Origin of the sequence: Streptomyces sp. NPDC059256 (genome assembly GCF_042753785.1) — a bacterium.
Lineage (GTDB): Bacteria > Actinomycetota > Actinomycetes > Streptomycetales > Streptomycetaceae > Streptomyces.
This window is the reverse complement of record NZ_JBHYZO010000003.1, coordinates 137,726-160,397: the sequence shown is the minus strand read 5'-3', so window position 1 is coordinate 160,397 and position 22,672 is coordinate 137,726. Positions and strand designations below refer to the sequence as shown.

21 protein-coding genes and 2 tRNA genes are annotated in these 22,672 nt (G+C 68.9%); 12 read left to right on the top strand and 11 right to left on the bottom strand.

What is annotated here, in order from left to right:
* Positions 1-78: 78 nt before the first annotated feature.
* From ehuB to ACFXJL_RS08750, 6 genes are all read left to right on the top strand, one after another.
* Positions 79-1,008, top strand: coding sequence for an ectoine/hydroxyectoine ABC transporter substrate-binding protein EhuB (gene ehuB, locus ACFXJL_RS08775; RefSeq protein WP_358877449.1), 930 nt, complete (start codon positions 79-81; stop codon positions 1,006-1,008).
* The gene (gene ehuC / locus ACFXJL_RS08770) at positions 1,005-1,724 is read left to right on the top strand and encodes an ectoine/hydroxyectoine ABC transporter permease subunit EhuC (RefSeq protein WP_384690534.1); all 720 of its coding nucleotides are present in this window, start codon (positions 1,005-1,007) and stop codon (positions 1,722-1,724) included. The genes ehuB and ehuC overlap by 4 nt, the downstream gene beginning before the upstream one ends.
* The gene (gene ehuD / locus ACFXJL_RS08765) at positions 1,724-2,374 is read left to right on the top strand and encodes an ectoine/hydroxyectoine ABC transporter permease subunit EhuD (RefSeq protein WP_329019427.1); all 651 of its coding nucleotides are present in this window, start codon (positions 1,724-1,726) and stop codon (positions 2,372-2,374) included. The genes ehuC and ehuD overlap by 1 nt, the downstream gene beginning before the upstream one ends.
* A 106-nt stretch (positions 2,375-2,480) precedes the next feature.
* Positions 2,481-3,251: an ectoine/hydroxyectoine ABC transporter ATP-binding protein EhuA gene (ehuA, locus tag ACFXJL_RS08760; RefSeq protein ID WP_358877564.1), complete on the top strand. Its 771-nt coding sequence runs from the start codon at positions 2,481-2,483 to the stop codon at positions 3,249-3,251.
* Between the two features lie 169 nt (positions 3,252-3,420).
* Positions 3,421-4,185 (top strand): IclR family transcriptional regulator C-terminal domain-containing protein, encoded by a 765-nt coding sequence (locus ACFXJL_RS08755; RefSeq protein ID WP_358877446.1) that lies wholly within the window; start codon positions 3,421-3,423, stop codon positions 4,183-4,185.
* Between the two features lie 136 nt (positions 4,186-4,321).
* A tRNA-Lys gene (locus ACFXJL_RS08750) sits at positions 4,322-4,395 on the top strand.
* A 306-nt stretch (positions 4,396-4,701) separates the two neighbouring features.
* Here ACFXJL_RS08750 and ACFXJL_RS08745 read toward each other — a convergent pair.
* From ACFXJL_RS08745 to ACFXJL_RS08735, 3 genes are all read right to left on the bottom strand, one after another.
* On the bottom strand, positions 4,702-5,292 hold the full coding sequence (locus tag ACFXJL_RS08745) for a lytic polysaccharide monooxygenase (protein WP_358877445.1): 591 nt from the start codon (positions 5,290-5,292) through the stop codon (positions 4,702-4,704).
* Between the two features lie 165 nt (positions 5,293-5,457).
* Positions 5,458-6,681: an SPFH domain-containing protein gene (locus tag ACFXJL_RS08740; protein ID WP_384690530.1), complete on the bottom strand. Its 1,224-nt coding sequence runs from the start codon at positions 6,679-6,681 to the stop codon at positions 5,458-5,460.
* Between the two features lie 130 nt (positions 6,682-6,811).
* On the bottom strand, positions 6,812-8,122 hold the full coding sequence (locus ACFXJL_RS08735; RefSeq protein ID WP_384690527.1) for a peptidoglycan-binding protein: 1,311 nt from the start codon (positions 8,120-8,122) through the stop codon (positions 6,812-6,814).
* A 221-nt stretch (positions 8,123-8,343) separates the two neighbouring features.
* Between ACFXJL_RS08735 and ACFXJL_RS08730 the strand changes: the two genes are divergently transcribed.
* The 3 genes from ACFXJL_RS08730 to ACFXJL_RS08720 all read left to right on the top strand — a co-directional run bounded on the left by ACFXJL_RS08730 (position 8,344) and on the right by ACFXJL_RS08720 (position 12,762).
* Positions 8,344-8,417 (top strand) — tRNA-Lys (locus tag ACFXJL_RS08730).
* Positions 8,418-8,875: 458 nt separating this feature from the next.
* Complete coding sequence (locus ACFXJL_RS08725; protein ID WP_358877442.1) at positions 8,876-10,813, top strand: glycosyltransferase family 2 protein; 1,938 nt, start codon at positions 8,876-8,878, stop codon at positions 10,811-10,813.
* Positions 10,810-12,762, top strand: coding sequence for a galactose oxidase-like domain-containing protein (locus tag ACFXJL_RS08720; protein WP_358877441.1), 1,953 nt, complete (start codon positions 10,810-10,812; stop codon positions 12,760-12,762). Before ACFXJL_RS08725 ends, ACFXJL_RS08720 begins: the two co-directional genes overlap by 4 nt.
* 129 nt (positions 12,763-12,891) lie before the next feature.
* Here the strand turns inward: ACFXJL_RS08720 and ACFXJL_RS08715 are convergent, their stop codons facing one another.
* The 5 genes from ACFXJL_RS08715 to ACFXJL_RS08695 form a co-directional block, all read right to left on the bottom strand.
* Positions 12,892-13,899, bottom strand: coding sequence for a glycoside hydrolase family 6 protein (locus ACFXJL_RS08715; RefSeq protein ID WP_384632002.1), 1,008 nt, complete (start codon positions 13,897-13,899; stop codon positions 12,892-12,894).
* Between the two features lie 217 nt (positions 13,900-14,116).
* Positions 14,117-14,788, bottom strand: coding sequence for a class F sortase (locus ACFXJL_RS08710; RefSeq protein ID WP_358877439.1), 672 nt, complete (start codon positions 14,786-14,788; stop codon positions 14,117-14,119).
* A 1-nt stretch (position 14,789) separates the two neighbouring features.
* Positions 14,790-15,533 (bottom strand): hypothetical protein, encoded by a 744-nt coding sequence (locus tag ACFXJL_RS08705; protein WP_384690523.1) that lies wholly within the window; start codon positions 15,531-15,533, stop codon positions 14,790-14,792.
* 122 nt (positions 15,534-15,655) lie between these two features.
* Positions 15,656-16,435, bottom strand: coding sequence for an HAD-IIA family hydrolase (locus ACFXJL_RS08700; protein WP_329019457.1), 780 nt, complete (start codon positions 16,433-16,435; stop codon positions 15,656-15,658).
* 299 nt (positions 16,436-16,734) lie between these two features.
* Positions 16,735-17,481 (bottom strand): hypothetical protein, encoded by a 747-nt coding sequence (locus ACFXJL_RS08695; RefSeq protein WP_384690519.1) that lies wholly within the window; start codon positions 17,479-17,481, stop codon positions 16,735-16,737.
* On the opposite strand from ACFXJL_RS08695, the gene ACFXJL_RS08690 reads away from it, so the two are divergent.
* Together ACFXJL_RS08690 and ACFXJL_RS08685 are read left to right on the top strand one after the other, a co-directional pair.
* Entirely contained in the window at positions 17,480-17,647 is a 168-nt protein-coding gene (locus tag ACFXJL_RS08690) for a hypothetical protein (RefSeq protein WP_384690516.1), read from the top strand. The genes ACFXJL_RS08695 and ACFXJL_RS08690 overlap by 2 nt on opposite strands.
* A 261-nt stretch (positions 17,648-17,908) precedes the next feature.
* The gene (locus ACFXJL_RS08685) at positions 17,909-18,994 is read left to right on the top strand and encodes a Gfo/Idh/MocA family oxidoreductase (protein WP_384690514.1); all 1,086 of its coding nucleotides are present in this window, start codon (positions 17,909-17,911) and stop codon (positions 18,992-18,994) included.
* Positions 18,995-19,150: 156 nt separating this feature from the next.
* Here the strand turns inward: ACFXJL_RS08685 and ACFXJL_RS08680 are convergent, their stop codons facing one another.
* From ACFXJL_RS08680 to ACFXJL_RS08670, 3 genes are all read right to left on the bottom strand, one after another.
* Positions 19,151-19,807, bottom strand: coding sequence for a hypothetical protein (locus ACFXJL_RS08680; RefSeq protein ID WP_384690511.1), 657 nt, complete (start codon positions 19,805-19,807; stop codon positions 19,151-19,153).
* 110 nt (positions 19,808-19,917) lie between these two features.
* Positions 19,918-20,655, bottom strand: a complete 738-nt coding sequence (locus ACFXJL_RS08675) for a YidC/Oxa1 family membrane protein insertase (RefSeq protein ID WP_358877434.1) — start codon at positions 20,653-20,655, stop codon at positions 19,918-19,920.
* Between the two features lie 92 nt (positions 20,656-20,747).
* Positions 20,748-21,074: a DUF6412 domain-containing protein gene (locus ACFXJL_RS08670; protein WP_358877433.1), complete on the bottom strand. Its 327-nt coding sequence runs from the start codon at positions 21,072-21,074 to the stop codon at positions 20,748-20,750.
* A 352-nt stretch (positions 21,075-21,426) separates the two neighbouring features.
* Between ACFXJL_RS08670 and ACFXJL_RS08665 the strand changes: the two genes are divergently transcribed.
* Complete coding sequence (locus tag ACFXJL_RS08665; RefSeq protein WP_384631983.1) at positions 21,427-22,434, top strand: hypothetical protein; 1,008 nt, start codon at positions 21,427-21,429, stop codon at positions 22,432-22,434.
* Positions 22,435-22,672 lie beyond the last annotated feature (238 nt).

The window sequence follows — 22,672 nt, the reverse complement described above, 5'->3', positions numbered from 1 at the left end:
CACCGCCTGGTGGGAGCTTCGACAAAGCGACCGGAATTCATCCGCATGCCCACACGACATCGGGGTAGCCGCGCACCCATGGCTCCACGACAGGAGAGAACGAGACACAGCACGTCCCCGCCCCGAGGGTTCGCCAGGCGATCACTGCTCGCGGGGGCCGTGGCCCTCGGCGCTGCCGGTGCCGTCGGCGTGACCAGCGGATGCAGCCGGGTGGCGACCGCCGACGCGGGGGACGGCGGTCGGTTGCTGGAACAACTGCGCGCCAAGGGCTCCGTACGCCTCGGACTCGCGGGCGAGCAGCCCTTCAGCTACATCGGCAAGGACGGCAAGATGACCGGCGCCGCGCCGGCCATCGCCAAACGCATCTTCCGCGAACTCGGTGTCGAGGACGTCCAGCCCTTCCCGACCGAGTTCGGTTCGCTGATCACCGGGTTGAACTCACTCCAGTTCGACACGGTCGCCGCCGGTATGTACATCAATCCGGCCCGCTGTGAGCAGGTCATCTTCGCCGACCCCGAGTACCAGATGCTCGACGCCTTCCTCGTACGGAAGGGCAATCCGAAGAACCTGCGGACGTATGAGGACATCGCCGAATCCGGGGCGTCCATGGCGACCGGTGTGGGCTATGCCCAGATCGAATACGCCAAAGAGGCCGGAATCAAAAAGGTCACCACCCTGCCGGACCAGTTGGCGGGGCTGCTCGCCGTGGAGCAGGGACGGGTGGATGTCTTCATCGGCACCGCAGTGACCGTGCGCAACGTTGTCAAGGAGACCCGGAGCGCCAAGGTGGAGGCGACCGAGGAGGTCACTCCGATCATGGACGGCAAGCCCGTGATCGACGTGGGCGGGTTCGCCTTCCGCACGCCGGAGACGGCGCTGCGCGACGCGTTCAACCGCGAACTGCACAAGCTCAAGCGAACCGGTGAACTGCTGGAGATCATGCGGCCCTTCGGATTCACGAAGGACCAGATGACCACCATCACCGCCAAGGAGAAGTGCAAGCCATGAGCGAAATAAGCCCGGGTTTGTGGGAACTCCTCCTCAAGGGTGTGTGGATCACCGTCCAGCTCACCGTCTACAGCGCCGCGCTCGCCGCGGCCGTGGCCTTCACGGTCGGTCTGGCCCGCGCCCACCGGTTGTGGATCGTGCGCTTCGTCGCCGGCACCTACTTCGAGATCTTCCGCGGCACCTCGGCCCTGATCCTGATGTTCTGGATCTTCTTCGTCCTGCCGTTGGGCTTCGGCTGGCAGCTGGTGCCCATGTGGGCCGCGGTGCTGTCGCTGGGGCTGACGTACGGGGCGTACGGCTCCGAGGTGGTGCGGGGTGCGGTGGCCGCCGTCGCCCAGGGCCAGCGGGAGGCCGGGATCGCGCTGAGCTTCACCCCGGCGCAGCAACTGCGCAAGGTGGTGCTGCCGCAGGCATGGCCGGAGATGATTCCGCCCTTCAACAATCTGCTGGTCGAGTTGCTGAAGGGAACCGCGCTGGTCTCGATCATGGGAGTCGCCGACATCGCGTTCGGCGCCTCGCTGGTGCGCAACGCGACGGGTCAGAGCGCCCCCGTCTACACGGTGATCCTGCTCATGTACTTCGTGCTCGCCTTCGTCCTCACCCGCGGCATGCGGGTGCTGGAACGCCGGGCGAAGGCCGGTATCGGGCAGAAACAGCCCGCGCGTGCCTTCCCGCTACGTCGCCGGGAGCGGGTCGCGGTCGGAGGTGAGAGCTGATGGAGTGGGACTGGTCCGCGGTCGACGACTTCCTGCCGCGTTTCTTCGAAGGGCTGCTGGTCACGCTCCAGGCCCTGGTGCTGGGCGCGCTGCTGGCCTTCGCGCTCGGCCTGGTGTGGGCGGTGGCACAGCGCTCGGGTCCGGCGGTGGTCCGCTGGCCGGTGGCCGCGGTCACCGAGTTCGTCCGCAACACACCGCTGCTGGTGCAGCTGTTCTTCCTCTACTACGTGCTGCCGGAGTGGGGTCTGACCCTCTCGGCCATGGTGACGGGTGTCATCGGTCTCGGTCTGCACTACTCGACCTACACCGCCGAGGTCTACCGGGCCGGAATCGACGGCGTCCCCAAGGGGCAGTGGGAGGCGGCGACCGCCCTCAATCTGTCACGGCGCCGCACCTGGGGTTCGGTGATCCTGCCGCAGGCGATCCGCCGGGTCGCCCCGGCCCTCGGCAACTACGTCATCGCGATGCTGAAGGACACTCCGATGATCTTCGTGATCGGAGTGATGGAGATGCTCGGACAGGCGCGCCAGTTCGCGTCCGAGACCTTCCTGACGGTGGAGGCGTTCACGGTCGTTGGCATCGCCTTCATCCTCATCGCCTATCCGGCATCCGTCCTTATGCGAGCACTGGAGCGTCGTCTTGTCCGCTGACAGCACTCTTTCCCCGACCGGTCCGACCGACCCGCCCAGCCCCACCAGCCCCACCAGCGCCACCGACCCGAAGACCCCGGCGTCGCAGAAGCCGGCCGCCGCAGAGGTGACACAGGAGGTGTTGATCCGGTTCGACCACGTCACGAAGCGGTTCGGTGACAACGTCGTACTGGACAATCTGGACTTCCGGGTCTTCCCGAAGAAGCACGTGACCTTGATCGGCCCGTCGGGCTCGGGCAAGACCACGATCCTGCGGCTGTTGATGACCCTGCTGAAGCCGGACGAGGGGACGATCACGGTCGGCGGCGAGTACCTGAACCACGAGGAGAAGAACGGCCGACTCGTGCCGGCGGGCGAGAAGCACGTCCGCGAGGTCCGCAAGAACATCGGGATGGTGTTCCAGCAGTTCAATCTCTTCCCCAACATGAAGGTGTTGCGGAATGTGACCGAGGCGCCGATGCACGTGCTCGGGCTCTCCCGGGACGAGGCGCACGAGCGGGGTCGTGAGCTGCTCGAACTGGTGGGACTCGGGGACCGCTGCGACGCCTATCCGAGTCAACTGTCCGGTGGGCAGCAACAGCGGGTGGCGATCGCCCGGGCACTGGCCATGCGCCCCAAGGTGCTGCTGCTGGACGAGGTGACGTCCGCGCTCGACCCCGAGTTGGTCGCGGGCGTACTGGATCTGCTGAGGGACATCGCGCACACCACCGATGTGACGATGCTCTGCGTGACCCATGAGATGGGCTTCGCCCGGGACGTCTCGGACTGCGTGATGATGTTCGACCAGGGGAAGGTCATCGAGTTCGGCCACCCCGACAAGATGTTCAACGACCCGGAGAACAAGCGTACGAAGGAGTTCCTCAGCGCCGTGCTGTGAGGTAGGAATCGCCAGCTGGCCCATGACCATGGCATATGCCTGAGAGATGCTCCCCTGTTCGGAGGGGTCCCCTGCCCGGGTATTCTCGCCAACAGCCGTCCCTCAAGAGCCCCTTGACCGCTATCGTGTGGTAGAGGACCTTGCGGTGACGAACTGGTAGGGGGAGACCGTGGCGCTGAAGCCTGAGCCGACCGCGCCGTTCCACTCGGTGCAGTACGTCCTTCGAGTGCTGGAGACGGTCTCCCGACACGCAGGCGGGGTGACCGACACCCAGATCGCCCGGGAGACGGGACTACCCACCGGGCACCTCGCGCCCCTGCTGGAGATGCTGCGCCGCGAAGGCTATGTGGAACGGGCCGCCGACGGCAGCGGGACCTATGTGATCGGCGACTCCCTGGTACTGCTGGGCTCCGGTGCCGCCCGCCAGCAGGCGCTGGAGGCCAAACTCCAGGACACCCTGACGGAGATCCGGGACTCGGTGGGCGCCGCCGTCTACATCAGCAGATACATCGACGGCGAAGTCAAGATCACCCAGTACGCGGACGGCCCCTACACGCCCCGGGTCAACGAGTACGTGGACTTCCGGTACGCGGCCCATGCCAGCGCCATCGGCAAGTGCCTGCTGACCCAGCTGGACGGCGACGGCCGTCGCGAACACCTGGCCCGCCACAAGATCACCCGGTTCACCTCCCGGACGATCACCAGCGAGAGCCTCCTCTTCTCCAAACTGGACAGCCAGCCGGCGACCGTCCCGATCCTGGACCTCCAGGAGTACGCGGTGGGCACGGTCTGTGCCGCGGTGCCCCTGACGGCCGGATCGACGGTGGGCTGCCTCGCGCTCTCGCTGCCGATCGAGCACGCCCATCGGCTGCGCTCGGCAGCGGACACCCTGAACCGCAGGGCGGCGCCGGTCGTGCTGTCGCTCGTGCTCTAGGCCGCGTCCGACACAGGGTCCCCACCAGCTCCAGAGGCGTTTCCCCCGGTCCCCGGGGGCGCGTGCCGACCGTGAAGGCGGCCACGGGAAATGTGTCGGAGCACCCCGCTGGAGCAGGTATTATTTATGTCGTCAGGCGCCGCTAGCTCAGTTGGTTAGAGCAGCTGACTCTTAATCAGCGGGTCCGGGGTTCGAGTCCCTGGCGGCGCACATTGATCATCGAGGGCGTTCCGGTTTCCGGAGCGTCCTCGTTGCTTTCCCTGAAACGATCACAGGGTCCGCACTGAAACGATCACGGGCGACCGACCCAGGACATGCCGGTGCTCCCCGTGGCAGGAGACCACGGGGAGCAGTGCCCGGGCGGCTGCACCGACCGCCGTGCAGGGTGTGGAGGACCCGGCTCAGGTCCTCCACACCCGTAACGGCATCCGGTCGGCGCTCCCCGTGCTCCATGGGCTAGGTGTACCCGAGGGGCCGGTGGTGCCGGGTGACCGATCGTGCGTCAGCGGTGGAACGTCAGAACTGGACGTCCGAGCAGGCGTAGAAGGCGTTGGGGGTGTCGTGCACGGTCCACACCGCCAGCACCACGTGCTTGCCCGAGCGCGACGGCAGGTTGCCGGAGTGCGACAGGCTCTCCGGAGGCTGCTTGCCACCGTAGGGAACGGTCAGGAACGGCTGCGACTCAAGCGCCGCCCTGGTCAGCTTCTGGCTGGAGTTCCAACCCTGCTTGGTGATGAAGTACTTGAAGTCGGTGGTGCGGTGCCGGGCGGTGAACCGCCAGGTGAAGGTCTGGTTGGAGCCCGAGTTCACCTTGGTGGCCGGCCATGCGCCACCACGCGGGTCATCGAGCTGGGAGAACTGGCCGTTGCCTCCGGCGCAGATCAGACCGTCGGCGGGACCGGCGGACGGGAACCCCTTGAGGCCCTCGACACTCTGCGGCTCCCACTGGATGTTGCCGCAGTTGGACACGGTCCGGTTGGCACAGTGCTTCTGACGGCTGGTCACCGGGGAGTCGGTGTAGCCGTGGCTGCTTGCACTGCCGGTTGCGACCACGGTGCCGCCCAGGACCAACAGACCTATGGCGGCGGCGGTAAACCTATTGCGCATGCTTCGCTCCAGAGAACGTGGGGGAGTTCGTGAGCCTTGCTTGCACGCGTGCGTGTTGTTGACTACGTCTGTGCGATGTAGTTCGGAAGCGCCCCTTCCGCGCTTCTTTTAGGTCTAGACCAACACCCAATGTATTGACCGAACTTCATCATGTCCAGACCAAAACTATCTCTCAGTTTCTGCCGCACGATGGGCATAGAACGCGACCGTCAGATCTTTCACCAACGCCTTGCGCTCATACTCGTCCAACTCCACAAGCCCACGTGAGGTCAGTCGCCGCACGGTTTCCTCCACCGCGTCCACCACGGAGGTGAGCACCGTGTCGCGGTGTCTGGCGTCGAGCGCGGCGATCCGGTGCCGTCGCATCGCGGCAGCGATCTCTGGCGCATATTCGATGGCCACCGGTTGTGCGGAGAACACCTCGATGCCCACCGCGGAACATTCCGCTTGGAGCATCCGCGTCAGTGTCCCGCCCACCGACTCGGCGTCACGCAACGTGCGGCCGACGGCCATCGGAGCGGCAGCGGCCCCCCGGACCGGGTCCGTGAAGGCATCGGCGGGAAGTTGCGAGACGACCCGGGCCATCGCCGCCTCCACCTGTTCGCTCAGATACTCCTCGTGGTCCTCGACACCCAGCACCGCCCGGGCTGTGTCGCGCACCCGCCACACCACCTGCACCACCACGAGCAGAGGTGCGCCTTCCGCATCCACGGCCGGCATCGGTTCACTGCGCCAGTGCCGCAGTCGGACCTCGATCCGACGGCGCAGCACCAGCGGGCTCATCCACAGCAGCCCCGTGCGCCGCACGCTCCCCCGGTACTCGCCGAAGAGGGTCAGCACCCAGGCGTGGCCCACCTGTCCTCGCCCGATGCCGCCGAGCGCGAAGAGGGCGATGACCACCCCGAGCGTCAACAGGCACCACAGATCGATGCTCAGCCCCCGGTAGGGGTACACGGGCAGCCCGAGCAGCGCGATCAGCCGTGCGGGGATCGCCCCGGCCCCCCAGAGGACCGCGCCGATCCCCGCGAGCGCGCACAGGCCCGCGACCACACCCGTCCAGCCGGAGAGCACCGCGGCCGGCCGTTCGAAGAGGGTCGGGTCCTCGGGTGGACCAGGGCGTCCCGAAGGTGCGGGTGACACCGGTGGGCGGGCGATCCTCGGCTGTTCCCCGGTGCCGAGCCGTCGTGCGACCACGGCGGGCCGCAGTGCGATCGGCGGGGACCAGCCGTGCGTGAAGTCCTCGGGCCCCGAGTCATCACCGGTGGCGTCGTCGCGGAAGAGCAGGTGCACCGGGATCTCGGTGGTCGCCTCCTGGGCGATGACCGGGGTGTGCCGGGCCGTACCGGGGGGTGGTCCGTCGCCTTCCGGCTCCGATGTCGTGGTGGTCATGACTGCCGCTGCCTCCGCTGTTTCGTCGCGTACCCCCACCGCCAAAAGAGCCCCGGTCCGGTGCGGGGCCGCTGTCCGCCCCGCTCGGAGTGCTGACGACCGCCCGGGGCCGGGAGTCGTCAGAGCTCCGTCATGGGGTGGGTGCGAAGAGCCGGCGCCAGGTCTCGCGCCCCGGATAGCCGTCCGCTGCCGCACCCCGCCAGCCCTGGGCGCGCTGGAACGCCTCCACGTTGCGCCGGTCCGCCTCGCCCCACCGCGGCCCGGGTCCTGAGGTGTAGTGGCGGCCGTAGCCGCGTTCGACCAGTCGACGACCGAGCCGGGTGACGTGCTCGCTCGACTGGCCGGGCCGGAAGTACCCGGGTCCGGGGTACGGGGGGATCGCCGCGCTGACACCGCCGGGGCCCGCCGCAGGTGCGGGCGCCGCGGACTCTGCCGCGGGGATGTCCTTGCCCGTGCCGGTGACCAGGAGTTCCCAGGTGTCGGGCCCGGGCAGACCGTCGGCCTCGGCGCTCGTCCACCCCTGGGCCAACTGGAACGCCTCGGTGGCCTTGCGGTCGGCCTCTCCCCAGCGCGGTCCCGGCCCCTCCTGGTAGAACCGCTTGCCGCCCCGGGCGATGAGCATCTCGCCGAGCCGGGTGACGTAGGCGTTCTCCGCGCCGGGACCGAAGGAACCGGCGCCGGGGTAGGCATCGGCGGGGACCGCTCCGGAGGTCGCGGTGGCCACGCCTCGGTAGCGGTAGGGGATGTACTGGTCGGAGTTGTTCCAGTACGCCATGGGCGTGGACTGCTTGCGGGTGTGGGGCTTGGCCTGCTCGTAGGCCACGTAGGAGGTGTGGGTGCCGTCGGTCCAGCCGCCGAAGATCGTGACGTGGGAGCCGTTGGTGGGGTTCGCGGGATTGTGGAAGAGCAGGATGTCGCCGGGTTGGAGCTCCTCACGGGTGATCTTGATGCCGTACTGGGCGAGGGAGCCGGTCCACTCGTTGCGCGCCAGGTTCCACGCCATCGAGACATAGCCCGAGCAGTCCTGGCGGTACCCGTCCGACCAGTAGGCTGCCATGCTGTACGGGACCTTCGCCGTGACCCACTTCTTGGCCCGGTTGATGATGTCCGCCCGGGTGGTCTGCGGCAGCGGCGCGGCGGGAACGCCCGCCGGCCCCGCGAGCGGCCCGCCGTACAGCGGCCCCCTTCGGCCCTGTTCGTGATCGGAGTCGACGGCGGTCCGACCGCGCCCGGTGGGTTCGGGCGGCTCGGGGCTCTGTGCGGCTCCCGCGACCCCGGGGCCGCCGAGCACCACGCCCGCGGCGGTGAACAGCACCAGGGCGCGTCGGCACCCGTGGGCCGCGGGATGGCCACCGGCCGCGAGCGTTCGTCGTTGCCCTACGCATCCCGGACAGTCGCAGTCGGGAGCAGGCTCGTACTCCTCGAACACCGGCACCGTCATCCGCGTCCCCTCCGCACTCCGTGGAGATCGTTCTCAGGGGCCGAACGGTGTGGGAGAACCGCACTCCGCCGGCCCGGACTTCTCCTATCTTGAGGTGCAAAAGGTAAAAAACGACCATCCGACAGGCCGGAGTCGACCACTAATGCCCGCCGACCGGAAGCAGCCGGTCCGAAAACGTCCGATGCACCCTCCGCGGTCCGGTAGAGTTGGGCCGTCAGCACGCGCCGCTAGCTCAGTTGGTTAGAGCAGCTGACTCTTAATCAGCGGGTCCGGGGTTCGAGTCCCTGGCGGCGCACGCTTCACGAAGGCCCCCTCGCGATCATGCGAGGGGGCCTTCGTCATGCCCAAAACGGCTTGATGCAGTCGATCTACCAAGACCGCCCCGACCTCAGGTTTTCCGAAATCGTACATATGGTTGGTTGATCGTACATTTGATCCTTGCGATCATGACTCGGGTCATGGACCCTATGCTGAATCGATGTCAACGCCCAGGACCAGGCGTCCGCATCAGCGCAGTTGGGGCACCTGAAGGGCAGGGTTCGTGCGGATATGTGGGTGGGGTTCGGGATGGGGGTCCCCTACACCGCTCCGGCACGTGACGGGCATGATGCAACCGGCGGGCGGCTGTCTCATGTCTGTGCTGACAGCAGCCCACCATCGATTGGTCCAGGCGCATGGGTCGGGGGCCCCATGGCCGGAATTCAATGACACACCAGAACACACGCAGCTCTGCTGCGTGCGGGGGGATGACCAATGACGTCGACGCCCAACGGCGCCGGGAAGCCCGAAGACCCTTCTCGAACGACCCAGCTCCGCCTGCCCGCCAACCTGCGCACCGGCGGTCACCGGCCGCGCCCCAAGAAGGCCCTGCCCCGGTACGACTACGAGCACTACAGCAGGCTCGCCGGCCCCCTCACCCAACCGGACCCCGCCAAGCCGTACACCGTGCAGTACCGCTCCCTGCTGTCCCAGGAGCCCCATCGGATACGCGCGGCCCTGCTGCTGGGCTCCGCACCCCTCGTCTCCCTCGGGCTGTTCCTCTGGCTGATGCAGCCCTCGCACTGGACCGACCGCGACCCCAACCTCAAGAACGACCTCCTCCTCGTTCTCGACATCGTCATGCTCGTGTCCATCGGTCTGATCGAGCTGTTCCGGACGATGAACGTGCTCTCCAACGCCCATGCGACGCTCGTGGCCCGCGACCCCGTCCCCGTCGTCCCCGAGAGCGGCACCAAAGTCGCTTTCCTCACCTCCTTCGTGCCCGGCAAAGAGCCGCTGGAGATGGTGACGAAGACCCTGGAGGCGGCCGTACGCATCCGCCATCGCGGGCTGATGCACGTCTGGCTGCTCGACGAGGGCGACGACCCCGACGTCAAGGAGGTCTGCGAGCGTCTCGGCGTCCACCACTTCTCCCGCAAGGGCGTCGCCAAGTGGAACCAGGCGAAGGGCCCCCACCGCGCCAAGACCAAGCACGGCAACTACAACGCCTGGCTCCAGGAACACGGCGACGACTACGACTTCTTCGCCTCCGTCGACACCGATCACATCCCGCTGCCGAACTACCTGGAACGGATGCTCGGCTACTTCCGCGACCCGGACGTGGGCTTCGTCATCGGCCCCCAGGTCTACGGCAACTACGACACCTTCGTCACCAAGGCCGCCGAGTCCCAGCAGTTCCTCTTCCACGCCCTGATCCAACGGGCCGGCAACCGCTACGGCGCACCCATGTTCGTGGGCACGTCCAACGCCGTGCGCATCAAGGCCATCAAGCAGATCGGCGGCCTGTACGACTCGATCACCGAGGACATGGCGACCGGCTTTGAGATGCACCGGGCCAAGAACCCGGTCTCCGGCCAGCTCTGGCGCTCGGTCTACACACCCGACGTGCTCGCGGTCGGCGAGGGGCCCACCGCCTGGACCGACTTCTTCACCCAGCAGCTGCGGTGGTCACGCGGAACGTACGAGACGATCCTCAAGCAGTACTGGAAGGGCTTCGGCAGCCTGCCGGCCGGCAAGCTCTTCAACTACACGATGATGATCATCTTCTATCCGATGTCCGCCCTGAACTGGATACTCGCGGCGCTCAGCTGTGCGCTGTTCCTCGGCATGGGCGCATCGGGCGTACAGATCGACCCGCTGATCTGGATGATGCTCTACGGCAACGCCTCAGCGCTCCAGATCGGCCTCTACATCTGGAACCGACGGCACAACGTCTCCCCCCATGAACCCGAAGGCTCCGGCGGTCTCGCCGGGATGATGATGTCCGCGCTGTCCGCGCCCATCTACGCACGCTCCCTGATGGACGCCGCACTACGTCGCAAGAGCAGCTTCGTGGTGACCCCCAAGGGCGACTCCTCCAGCCCCGACACCCTCTTCGGCACCTTCCGCATCCACCTCTTCTTCATCTTCGTCTTCGGCGCCTCCCTGATCTCCTCCTTCTTCCTCGGGCACGACCATCCGGCGATGATCACCTGGGCCCTCCTGGCGCTGCTGATCACCGCCGCACCGATCCTCGTCTGGCAGCACGGCATCTACGAGGCGAAGAAGAAGCGCAGGCGGCGCCATGCGGGTGGGCAGAAGCAGCCGTCGCCCGACGGCCCTGCGCCGCAGATCCCCGGCCCCCGTCCGGGCGAAGGCTCCGGCAATCCTGAAGAGACCATGCAGATCGCCCTTGGGGGACAGAAGAAATGAGTAGGCAGCCCGCTGTGACGAACTACCGCAAGAGACGCGCCCGTCGCATCGCGATCGGTGCGGCGGTGGTCGTCGCGGTGGCCGGGATGAACGGACCCGCGCTCTGGCGCTTCGGTGCGGAGAAGTACCACGACTACGAGATCAACCAGCCGGAGTACAAGGCGGACAAGGGCCACTGGTCCTTCCTCGACATCCCCTCCCAGTACCGGGTCAACGGGGTGCACGCCGCGGTGCTGCACACCGGCAAGGTCCTGATCATCGCGGGCTCCGGAAACAACCAGAAGAACTTCGACGCCAAGAAGTTCGAGACCGTCCTGTGGGATCCGAAGACCGAGGACTTCAAGCACATACCCACGCCCAAGGACCTGTTCTGCTCGGGTCACACCCAACTGCCCGACGGCAAGTTGCTGGTGGCGGGGGGAACCAAGCGGTACGAGAAGCTCCAGGGTGACGTCACCAAGGCCGGTGGGCTGATGATCGTCCACAACGAGGACCCGGACGAACCCAAGACGCTCCCCGCTGGCACCAAGTTCACCTCCAAGAAGAGCGGCAAGACCTTCGTCTCGATGGACTCGCTGCTGGTGGAGAAGGCGAAGAAGGTCTTCGACCCCAAGACGGGCAAGGTCCTGCGCACCGAGAGCGGGCGCGGTCGGGTCTACGTCGAGGCGGAGAAGGCGGGGAAGAAGTTCGAGACGGGTGCCCAGGAGAACTTCCGGGTCCAGGGCCTCACCGGAGCCGACGCCCGCAATGTGTACGGCATGGCGCAGAAGCTCGCCCTGGACAAGAAGGACTTCCAGGGGATCAAGGACACCTACGAGTTCGACCCGGTCGCGGAGAAGTACATCCCGGTCGACCCCATGAACGAGGCCCGCTGGTACCCGACGCTCGCCACCCTGGAGGACGGCAAGGTGCTCGCGGTCTCCGGGCTGAACGACATCGGCGAACTGGTCCCCGGCAAGAACGAGATCTTCGACCCGGCGACCAAGAAGTGGGAGTACGCGAAGAAGCTGCGGAAGTTCCCCACGTACCCCGCGCTGTTCCTGATGGACAACGGCAAGCTGTTCTTCACCGGCTCCAACTCCGGGTACGGCCTCGCCGACGAGGGGCGCGAGCCGGGCATCTGGGACGTGGAGACCGACGCCTTCCAGAAGGTGCCCGGGATGAGCGACCCCGACCAGTTGGAGACCTCTGCGTCGGTGATGCTGCCGCCCGCCCAGGACCAGCGGTTCATGGTCATCGGTGGCGGTGGGATCGGCGAGTCCGAGGAGTCGAGCGAGAAGTCCCGGCTCATCGACCTCAAGGAGGCCAAGCCGCGCTTCAAGGACGGTGCGACGCTGGAGAAGGGCACCCGCTACCCGAGCGCTTCGCTGCTGCCCGACGACACCGTCCTCGTCACCGGCGGCTCCGAGGACTACCGCGGGCGCGGCGGCACCAACATCCTCCAGGCGCGCACCTACGACCCGAGCAGCGGCACCTACAAGCGGGTCGCGGACCCGCACGTGGGCCGCAACTACCACTCCGGTTCGGTGCTGCTGCCCGACGGACGGGTGATGATCTTCGGTTCGGACTCGCTGTACGGGGACAAGGCCAACACCAAGCCGGGCGTCTTCGAGCAGCGGATCGAGATCTACAAGCCCGCGTACCTCTTCGCCGACTCCCGGCCCAAGGTGACCGGGGGGCCGAAGAGGATCGCCCGGGGTGGCACGGGAACGTTCGAGGTCACCAGTGAGAAGCCGCTGAAGACGGCGAAGCTGATGCGGCCGAGCGCGGTCACCCACGTCACGGACGTCGACCAGCGCACGATCGCGCTGAAGACCACGCGGACGGAGGGTGGCATCGAGGTCACCGTCCCCACGAACCGGGCGCTGGTCCCGGCCGGCTGGTACATGCTCTTCGTCACCGACGACCAGGGGACGCCGTCGGAGGCGGTGTGGGTCGAGGTGCCGTAGGAAAGGCGGACACGAAGGGTCCCGGCCGGTTCGGCCGGGGCCCTTCGTGCGCTCTTCGCGGGGACGGCTCCCTCACCGCGGCCGACCAGCGGCGGCGCAAACAGCGAGGGCGCGACCAGCGACGGTCGGCTATCGGCCACTGGCCAGACCGAGCGCGTACTCCGCCCACCAGTCGCCCGCCTTCGGCCCGCCCTTGCAGTCGCCGTCCGACTCCCCCGGGCGCTTGATCCACAGATAGGCGTCCACCTGGGGATCGCCGGTCTTGACCGTCGGTGCGTCACCGAGCGCCCGCCCTGGCGGGTTGCACCAGTTCTCCTTGGGGTCGCCGCCGGTGAAGGGGCCGTTGCCGTTCCTGCTGGTGTCGATGACGAACGGCTTGCCGCCGACCTTCGCGGAGAGCCGCTTGCCGAAGTCCTTGCTGGCGGCGGTGGGATAGAAGTTGGAGACGTTCACGGAGAAGCCGTCGGCGTGGTCGATACCGGCCCGGCGCAACGGCTCGTGCAGGGCGTCGGGCTGTGACCAGGCCGCGTTCCCCGCGTCGAGATAGACCTTGGTTCCGGGCTGCTGCTTGAGCCGCTGGACGGCTTCCTTGAGTAGGCGGTAGCGCTCGTCGTGGAACTCTTGCGGGGTGCAGCTGTCCACGAGGTGGAGTACGGCGTCCGGTTCCAGGATCACCGTGGCCTTGCGGTCCCCGATGCCCTTGGCCACCTTGTCGACCCAGGCCCGGTAGGCGTCGCCGTCGGCGGCGCCGCCCTTGGAGAACTGTCCGCAGTCCCGGTGCGGAATGTTGTAGAGCACCAGGAGGGCTTCCCTATCGGCCTTGGTGGCCTTCTTGGTGAGCTCCTCGGTCCGTTCCTCGGGCCGGTCGAGACCGATCCATTCGGCCACGGGCTGGCCGGCTATCTTCATGATCAGATCGGCGGACTTCTTGCTGCTGTCCGTGCCCTCCTTGCGGTAAGCACCGACCTGACGGGCCGCGTTCCCCTCCGGATTGACCCAGTACGGTACGGACTCCTTGGGGCGTTGGGTCACGTCCGCCGTATCGTCGCCGCTGTCGGACGAACATCCCGCGACCAGCAGCACCGCACCCGCCACCGCAAGCCGCACACCGGCACGACGGCCCAGACTCCCGAACATTCCACTCCCCCTCGGCCGCACGGTTCACCGGTCGTCCATGGCCTCCCCGCCGTTGGACAAGACCGGTACCGGCCATCCTGACACAACCGATCAACGGGCCACGAGACTTGCCCGACTCTGCCCGACCGGACCGGGACCGGACCGGGACCGGATGCGACCGACGGCCGTACGAACCCGTGGTGGCGCCTGCGTACGGCGGTTGGGCCCGGGCCAGGCGTCAGCCCGCGCGACGAACGGCGGTGAGATAGGCGGAGACGACGACGTTGGCCGGATAGCTGTCCGTCGCCCGGTCGAAGGCGCCGCCACAGGTGATCAGCCGCAACTCCGCCCGGCCGTCCCGTCGCTGACCGTACGCCTTGCGGGCGTCGAACCGGTCCCGCCCGAAGACCTGTACGTCGTCGATGGTGAACTCGGCCACCGATCCATCGGCCCTGGTGACCCGCACCTTCTGGCCGGGACGGGCCGCGCTGAGACCGTAGAAGACGGCCGGCGCGGTCCGGGTGTCCACATGACCGACCAGCAGGGACGCCCCCGGAGCGCCCGGCCGGGTACCGGCCCCGTACCAGCCGACGGTCTGCGCGCTCGTGTACGGGGGCGGGTCGATCGCCCCAGCCGCATCCAGGCCGCGGGGGACGATCGGGGCGGCGACACCGATCGAGGGGATCTCCACCCGCTGCGGCCTGGCCGGCTCCAGCGGGGGATGGGCCGGCGGCAGCGGAACGACCCGGGGCCGGCCGACGGCCGCGACATCACCGGTGGTGGGGCCCGATGCGGCACCGAGACCGCCGGTGTCCTCGCGCCCCCACAGCCAGAGCCCGAGCAGCAGCACCGCCCAGGCCACCCCCATCAGCAGTCGGCCGGAACTCGCCGGTCGGTCGGAGGTGGGCATCTCAGTCGGAGCCGGGACGGCGACGACGGGAGCTGCGGACGGCCACCGCGACGGCCGCCACTCCGGCGAGGACGAGTCCGATGATGGTGTGCGGGGTGCCGGGGCCGTCCGTGTCCTGCTGTCGGCGCTCTTCGGCGGCCAGTACGGCAGTGCCGCCCCCACCGGCCCGGACGGGGGCCACAGGTGAGGGCCGCGCCTGCTCCTCTGCTCCCCCGACGACGTGGACCGTGCCGGCCGCCCGGTGGTCGTGGCCGTCGCAGCGGACGGTGACGACATGGCTCCCAGGACCCAGTCGCGCCTTGATGACGGTGTGGCCACGGAGCACGGAGCCACCACGGCTGCCGGGGGAGCCCGAACCGTCAGTCTGCCCGTGGGACGCGGTGTCCGGGACGCCGTCCGTGGTGCCTCCGGGGCCTGCGCCCCGGTCCGCGGACACCGCGTCGGGTTGTCTCCAGACGCCTCCGGTGTCCCGTGCCTCGGCTCGCCCCGGGTCATCGGAGTCCGATCGCCGCAACTGCGCGGGGCCGCTGAACGCCCGCGAGGTCGCCAGGCCCGTACCGCTTCGACAGCCGTGCACCCGGATGTCCACCCGGTCCCCCGCTTCGACCCGGGCCGGGGAGACGGTGGCGGTCACGGAGTCATCGGCGTGGGCAGGGCCTGCCGCGGGAGCCAGCAGCAGGGTGGCGACCACCCCTGCGGCACCCGCGGCACCTGCCGCACGGAAAGCGATCGACCTGGTACGCATCGTGAACCTCCTGGTACCGCAAGGTTCACGCGTGGTGGTCGATCACGCATCCTCAGTGGGGTCATCGGGTGACGCCCACTCGGCGACCGGATGGATGGCGGCCGAGTGGCGACCGGATGGCGTCAGATCCGGTCGACGAGATCCGCGATGGAGTCGACGACGCTGGACGGACGGAACGGGTAGCGGTCGATGCCCGCCGGGGTGGTCACACCGGTCAGCACCAGGAAGGTCTCCATCCCGGCCTCCAGACCGGCGAGGACATCGGTGTCCATCCGGTCGCCGATCATGGCGCTGGTCTCGGAGTGGGCGCCGATCGCGTTCAGTCCGGTGCGCATCATCAGCGGGTTGGGCTTGCCGGCGAAGTAAGGGTCCTTGCCGGTGGCCTTGGTGATCAGGGCGGCGACCGATCCCGCGGCGGGCAGCGGGCCCTCGGTGGACGGTCCGGTCTCGTCCGGGTTGGTGCAGATGAACCGCGCCCCGCCGTTGATCAGACGGATCGCCTTGGTGAGGGCTTCGAAGCTGTAGGTGCGGGTCTCGCCGAGCACCACGTAATCGGGGTCGTGGTCGGTGAGCACATAGCCGATGTCGTGGAGTGCGGTGGTGAGGCCGGCCTCTCCGATGACGTACGCGGTGCCACCGGGTCGCTGATCGTCCAGGAACCGGGCGGTGGCGAGCGCGGAGGTCCAGATGTTCTGCACGGGAACGTCGAGGCCCATGCGGGCGAGGCGGGCGTGCAGGTCACGGGCGGTGTAGATGGAGTTGTTGGTGAGGACGAGGAAGGGCCGCTCGGTCTCCCTCAGCTTCCTGATGAAGGCGTCCGCGCCCGGGATCGGCACACCCTCGTGGATCAGGACACCGTCCATGTCGGTCAGCCAGGATTCAATCGGCTTGCGCTCTGCCATCAACGGGGCTCCTGCCGTGCTGCGGCGTACGGAAATACGCGAACTACGCGGGTACTGGTGCCGGAGGCACGGCTCTGTGTCACCCCGACACCAATAGCCTAGTCAGGAAGTCCTGATCTTGACCCAGCACGGTCGGCGGGGCGACCCCGGGCCATGGTCGCCGACTCGGCGGCACAACGGTCCTGGGCTGCGGCGGGGGACGCGGGGAAGGGGTCCGCCCGAGCCGCGGCGGCCCTTTTGGACAGCGACCCACTACGCCGATCAGTGGCCGAAACCGGTGCCATCGGGGCATGGCCGGGTCAGCGGCGGCGCGGGCGCAGCCGGCGGGCCACGAGCGCCAGGACCGCCCCGCCGAGCAGGACGGTCCCCAGCGCCACCGCGAGGCGCGTCAGCGAGGTGGAGCCGGTGGTGGCGAGTTCTTCGCGGGTGATCGTGGCGCCGTCGCCGGGGTCGTCCAGGACCGCGAAGCGATAGTCGTCGGACTCCCCCACCCAGTCGCCGTCGCCGCCGCGGCGCTGGACGACGGCGGCTCTGACCGTGACCTGGTTGGGCGGGGTGTCGGTGGTCACCGAGAGTCGCACCCGTACGGTCAGGGTGGCCTTTGCGGGGACGGTGAAGCCGCCCTGGTCACCGCGGGCCCCGTCGCTGTCGAGCACACCGATCAACTCGTCCTCGGAGGTCGACTCCAGGGGTGCGGGCTGCCACCGGGCTCGTCTGTCGTCGTAGAACTCCAGCATAAGTCGGGCGGGGTTCAGTCCGCGGTCCCGCGCGGCGAAGACGATCACCGGGTGGATGTTCCGGCAGGCCCGGGCGGTGCTGTTGGTCAGATCGACCGACCACTGTTCGAAACCGCCGCCCGGGTGGTGGACCATCGGGCCGCCGTGGATGCGGGTTCCGATGGGGAAGTCCTTGCCGGACGGTGTGCCGCAGCGGGGTTGCCGGGCAGCGGACGCGGAGTCGGCGGTGGCGCTCTCGACCGCTCCGAGGGGGAGCAGGATGGCGGCTGCGGCGACGCCGCCGCTGGTGAGGACAGTGCGCGTGCGCATGGGGCGGCCTTTGCTGCTCGTACTGCTGCGGGCAGGTGGTGGCGGGGTGCCCGGGGTCGGGTGGGACGTCCGGGACTGGATGGGGCTGGATGGGGCGGTCGGGGCTGGATGGGTGGACGAGACGCTGGCACGGGTGGACGCGGCGGTGGGGGTGCCACGTCCGTGATGTGTCCGAAGAAGCTCGGAAATCCCCCCTATTAGCGTATTTTCTGATCAATGGGAGGAGGGTGCACCCGCTGGGACCCAGATGCCGACCGTCTCCGCCCCCTGCGAGCGCGAATGCACCGTGCAGGCCCGTGCAGGCCCGTGCCGGTCCGTAGGTGGAGCGGCGGTCGACGACCAGCCCCGGCGCCCACGGCGGGCGAAGGGCGCCTTGCACGTCGCAGCCGCCACGCACCACGGGCCCGTCCCTGCTTAAGTGGGAGGCATGACAGCCACGGCCAGCCCCCTGCGCGTCGGACTGATCGGCTACGGAGTCGCGGGCTCCTTCTTCCACGCGCCCCTGATCGCGGCCACACCGGACCTGACCCTGGACACGATCGTGACCTCGGACCCGGAACGGCGCGAGCGAGCCGCCGCGGAATTCCCCGGTGTGCGCTTCGCCGCCGGCGCCGACGAGTTGTGGGACCGCCCTGACACCCTCGACCTCCTGGTGATCGCCTCCCCCAACAAGACCCATGTGCCCCTCGCGACCGAAGCCCTCGGTCGAGGACTCCCGGTCGTCGTCGACAAGCCGCTCGCCGGCACGGCGGCCGAGGCCAGGGCGCTCGCCGCCCTCGCCGACGAACGCGGCCTACTGCTCTCGGTCTTCCAGAACCGGAGGTGGGACGCCGACTTCCTGACGCTGCGCAAGCTGATCGAGGACGGCGCCCTCGGAGACGTACAGCGCTGTGAGTCCCGGTTCGAGCGCTGGCGCCCTCAGCCCAAGGGCGGATGGCGGGAGTCCGGGGATCCGCAGGAGATCGGCGGTCTCCTCTTCGACCTCGGCAGTCATCTCGTCGACCAGGTGCTCACCCTCTTCGGTCCGGCGACGCAGGTGTACGCGGAGACGGACGTCCGTCGACCGGGCGCCGAGGCCGACGACGACACCTTCATCGCCCTCACCCATGCCTCGGGGGTCCGTTCGCATCTGTCCATGAGCGCCACAGCCGCCCAACTCGGCCCGCGCTTTCGCGTGCTCGGCAGCACCGCGGGCTTCGTGAAGTACGGGCTCGACCCGCAGGAGGGCGAACTTCGCGCGGGCAGGCGTCCCGTCTTCGGAACCCCCTGGGGAGTGGAGGACACCGCCCACTGGGGGCGCACGGGCGCCGGCGAGTCACCGCTGACCGGCGGCGGCACCCCGGTGGAGACGGTCCCGGGCGACTATCCCGCCTACTACACGGCGATCGCCCGCGCCCTGCGGGACGGCACCGCTCCCCCGGTGACCGCGACCGAAGCGGCTGCCACGCTCGACGTACTGGAGGCGGCAGCGCACTCCGCCCGCGAAGGGGTCACCGTCACCCTGCGCAGCTAGCGTCGCCGGGGGTCGCCCGGTTGACGGACGAGCGTTGCTTCTGGTCTTGGTGTCGGCAAGAGACACGGGGCATTCGTCGCCGTCGCCGAGCGCCATCAGCGGCGGTCCGCTCGGACACCCCGTCGCATCGCACTCACCGGGGCAGAGATCCGAGACCTACGCTCGGGGTGTGCTGTCCCAGCGCCATGCGGTCGGACGAGGACGCCCGGGCAGATCGGCGCGTCCGGTGGCCCACAACAGGGTGGGCCACCGATCCGTGGCCCCAGGGGCGTGCGGGAACAGCCGGTCGAGCACCCGCGAGCACAGATCGGCGGGTGGGCTCCAGGCCAGCCCGAGTCCTTGCGCCAGGTCGTGCGTGTGCACCAGGGTCTCCACGATCCCCATAGCGGCGAAGCCCTCGGCGTCCGAGACGCCGTGGACGTGGTAGGCGCGTACCTGCGGTGACGCGGTGCGCACCATCGCGACCAGCAGCGCCCCACTGGCCTCCAGCACCTGTAGCAGCCCGGCGGGCCCTGCCGTACGGTCCGCGTGAACGACATTCGCCGGGCCACCGGGCCGTCGTCTCTCCCACACGAAGGGCACCTCGCCCTCCAAGGGAGGTGTTCTGGGGCCCATCTGGGCGGCGTACGCGAAGAGGTCGTCGCTGAGGTGCTCGACGGTCTCCCAGCAGTCCCATTCCAGTGAACCGGCCCTGCCGCCCCACGCCAGCGGGGGCGCCTCACGAAGGACGGCCACCGCTAGCTGAACCGCACGGTCGAGATCGTCCGCGGTGACGGGGTGCCGGACAGGGCCGATCGCAGCTGATGGGGACATGGCGAGACCGTACCGCGACCCGGCGACGACCCTGAACGATCACGGGCGAGCAACCGGGCGCATCCGTCCGTTCACAGCACAGGTCGCCGGGGACCCGCCCGGTGCCCGCCTCACAGGACGGAGTTCACGGCGCCCGCCACCGGGGCGTCCCGGTAGAGCACGGCGCGTTCCACCGCCGACCACAGGGTGGAGGTGACGACGTACAGCGCGGCGGCCAACGGCACCACCGCCACCGTGATCAGCGTCGCGAAGGACAGCAGGGGCAGCACCGAGGTCATGGCGCCCATCCCGGGCAGCACGTCCTGTTGCGCGGGGGCCGCCGCCAACTGCTGCTTGGTGCGGCGGTAGTTGAACACGGAGACCGCGGTGACGATCGCGAAGAGGACGAGATAGACCAGCCCGGCGTCCCCCCAGGGACCGCCCTGCCCCAGGGCGTCGCTCCAGCGGTCGGCGAGCGGTGCGGCCAGCAGCGTGTGACTCAGCAGCCCATTGGGTTCGCCGCCGATGTGGGAGCTGGAGAACAGGTAGTACATCAGGAAGAACGCGGGCAGTTGGAGCAGGCTGGGCAGGCAGCCCGCCAGTGGAGAGGTCCCCTCCTGCGCGTACAGCTTGGTCAGGGCCTCTTGCAGCCGCTCCGGGTTCTTCGCGTGCCGGGTGCGCAGTTCGGCGATGCGCGGGGCGAGTTTGACCTTGGCCTGCTGGCCACGGGCGGCGGCGCGGGACAGGGGATGGACCGCGAGCCGCACCAGAGCCGTGAAGAGGATGATCGCGGCGGCCGTGGCCGAGGTGTGGAACAACGGTTGCAGCAGGTCGGCCAAGCGCTCGACCAAACTGGCGAAAACGGACATGGGGGAGCCCTCCGAGGGGTCTCGTCGTGCCGGAAGTGATGACTGTCGGCAGGACGAACCGCGTAGGGAGAAAGAGAGGAACCGTGGAGCTGCTACGCGGCCGTCGGGAGGGCGTACCCCGGGGCCCGGGGCCTGGTGCGCCCCTTGGCGTCGGGATCACGCTGCGGCAGGAAGGCGGTCCGCTGCTCTCGATCGCGCAGGGCCGTCCGCACCCGAGTACGGGGGACGACCGGGGCGCAACGTGCGCTGATGACGGCGCACACGACGAGAGCCGAGCCGGCCGCTGCGGTGGCGGTCGCGGCCAGGGCGACGGCGGCGGAGAGGCTGCTGCCGTCCGCGATCAAGAACTCCAGGACGAACAGGAGGGCCAGTACCGCGGGCTGGAGTTGGCGTGCGGAACGACGGATGACACCGTTCACACCTGCCTCCTCCGCTGCTCGTCGTACTGCCCGTTATACAGGACCCCGATGAGGGCGGGCAGGTTGCCCGACTGCCGTCGCCTTCGCCGAGGTCATCGTTGGTGCCGCGAACGGTGAGGCAGTTCACCACGGAGAGCCGGTGTGGACGCGGTGGTTCCGCGTTCGGAGTGCACACCGTGGCCTCCGCCCGGTGTGTAAGGAGGTGGGCCCATCCGCCCGGCCCGCCGGGAATGGTGTCCCCTGCAACGTATGGGACGGGGGTGATAGCACTGAAGTCAACACCCGTGCACCTCCTCGGGGGAGTGCCCTACGCCACTCCTCCCCACCCCCGTACGGCAGTACGGTGTTCAGCATGCGCCCCGACACGCCCGCCGATCACACTGCCGAAGCCGAGCGCCTGCTGCGTACCGCGACGCAGTACCCGCAGGACAACGAACCGCTCCTCCTCCATGCCGCAGCCCATTTGGAACTGGCCGGGGACCGCGAACGTGCCTCCACCCTCTACGACAGCCTCCTGGCGTCCGGGACCGAGCACCCCCTGCTGGTGAAGGCGTTCCAGGCGGCGAACCTGTGGGAGTACGGGCACGAGGCCGAGGCCCGGGCCCTGATCGCGGGCATCCGCGCCGCCGCTCCCACCGATCCGGCACCGTGGGAGATCGTGGCGGAGACGCTGGAGACCCACGATGAACTCGAAGCGTCGCACGACTGCTTCACCACAGCTCTGACCCTGCTCCTCACCCCGGACGAGGAGGAGGTGCCGTACGAGATGCAGGCCCTGCTCAACGGCCGTCATCGAGTGCGCCGGCTGCTGGGTCGCCCCCATGACGCATGGGACCTGCTCGCGGACCGGGTGCACACGGCCCAGGCGCCCATCTCCCTCGACGAGCTCCACGATCCCAAACGCCTGTGGTCCCTGGGCTCGGAGAACCCCGCCGAGCTGCGCGCCGAGATCGCCCGACTCCGCTCGGAGCTCGGCTCCTTCCGGTCGGCGCTCTCGCGGCCCTTCCCGGTGGCGGTGCTGCACTGGCCAGAGGCGGAGTTGCGGGAGCTGCTGACGGGCTACCCGGTCCTGACGGTGGAGTATCCGACGCACGCGGACCATCTGACGGGCATCGAGGCGTCGCTGCGCGACTTGGCGTCGACGGGCACAGGCAATCTCGGCATCGTGACGGGCACGGTCCCCTCGTACGAGGCGTTCGCCGCATCCGAACAGTCGTCGCCGGCCCATGCGGACCTGCTGCCGCAGTACGCGACGACGCTGGCCGCCCGGGGGCGCGCGGTGGCCTGGCCGCCCGCGAAGGGCGCCTCCTGCTGGTGCGGCTCGACCGTGGCGTACCGGGAGTGTCACGGCGCGCAGTAGCCCTGCGCTCCGAGGCGACCGCGATCGAGCGGTGGCGGGCGGGTCCTCACACCGCGGCCGGGCGATGGGCAGCGGCTCTTTCGGAATGCCCGCCATCAGCGCTCAACGCAGCGGCTGGTTCGGGGGGCCGGGCGCCGGCGCTGAACACGGCCGGGCGCCCTTGCGTACTCCGAGGCACCTCCCCTGGTAGCCGGGTGCGTGATCGATGTCGGGACGACCGACGAACTTCGGTCACGCA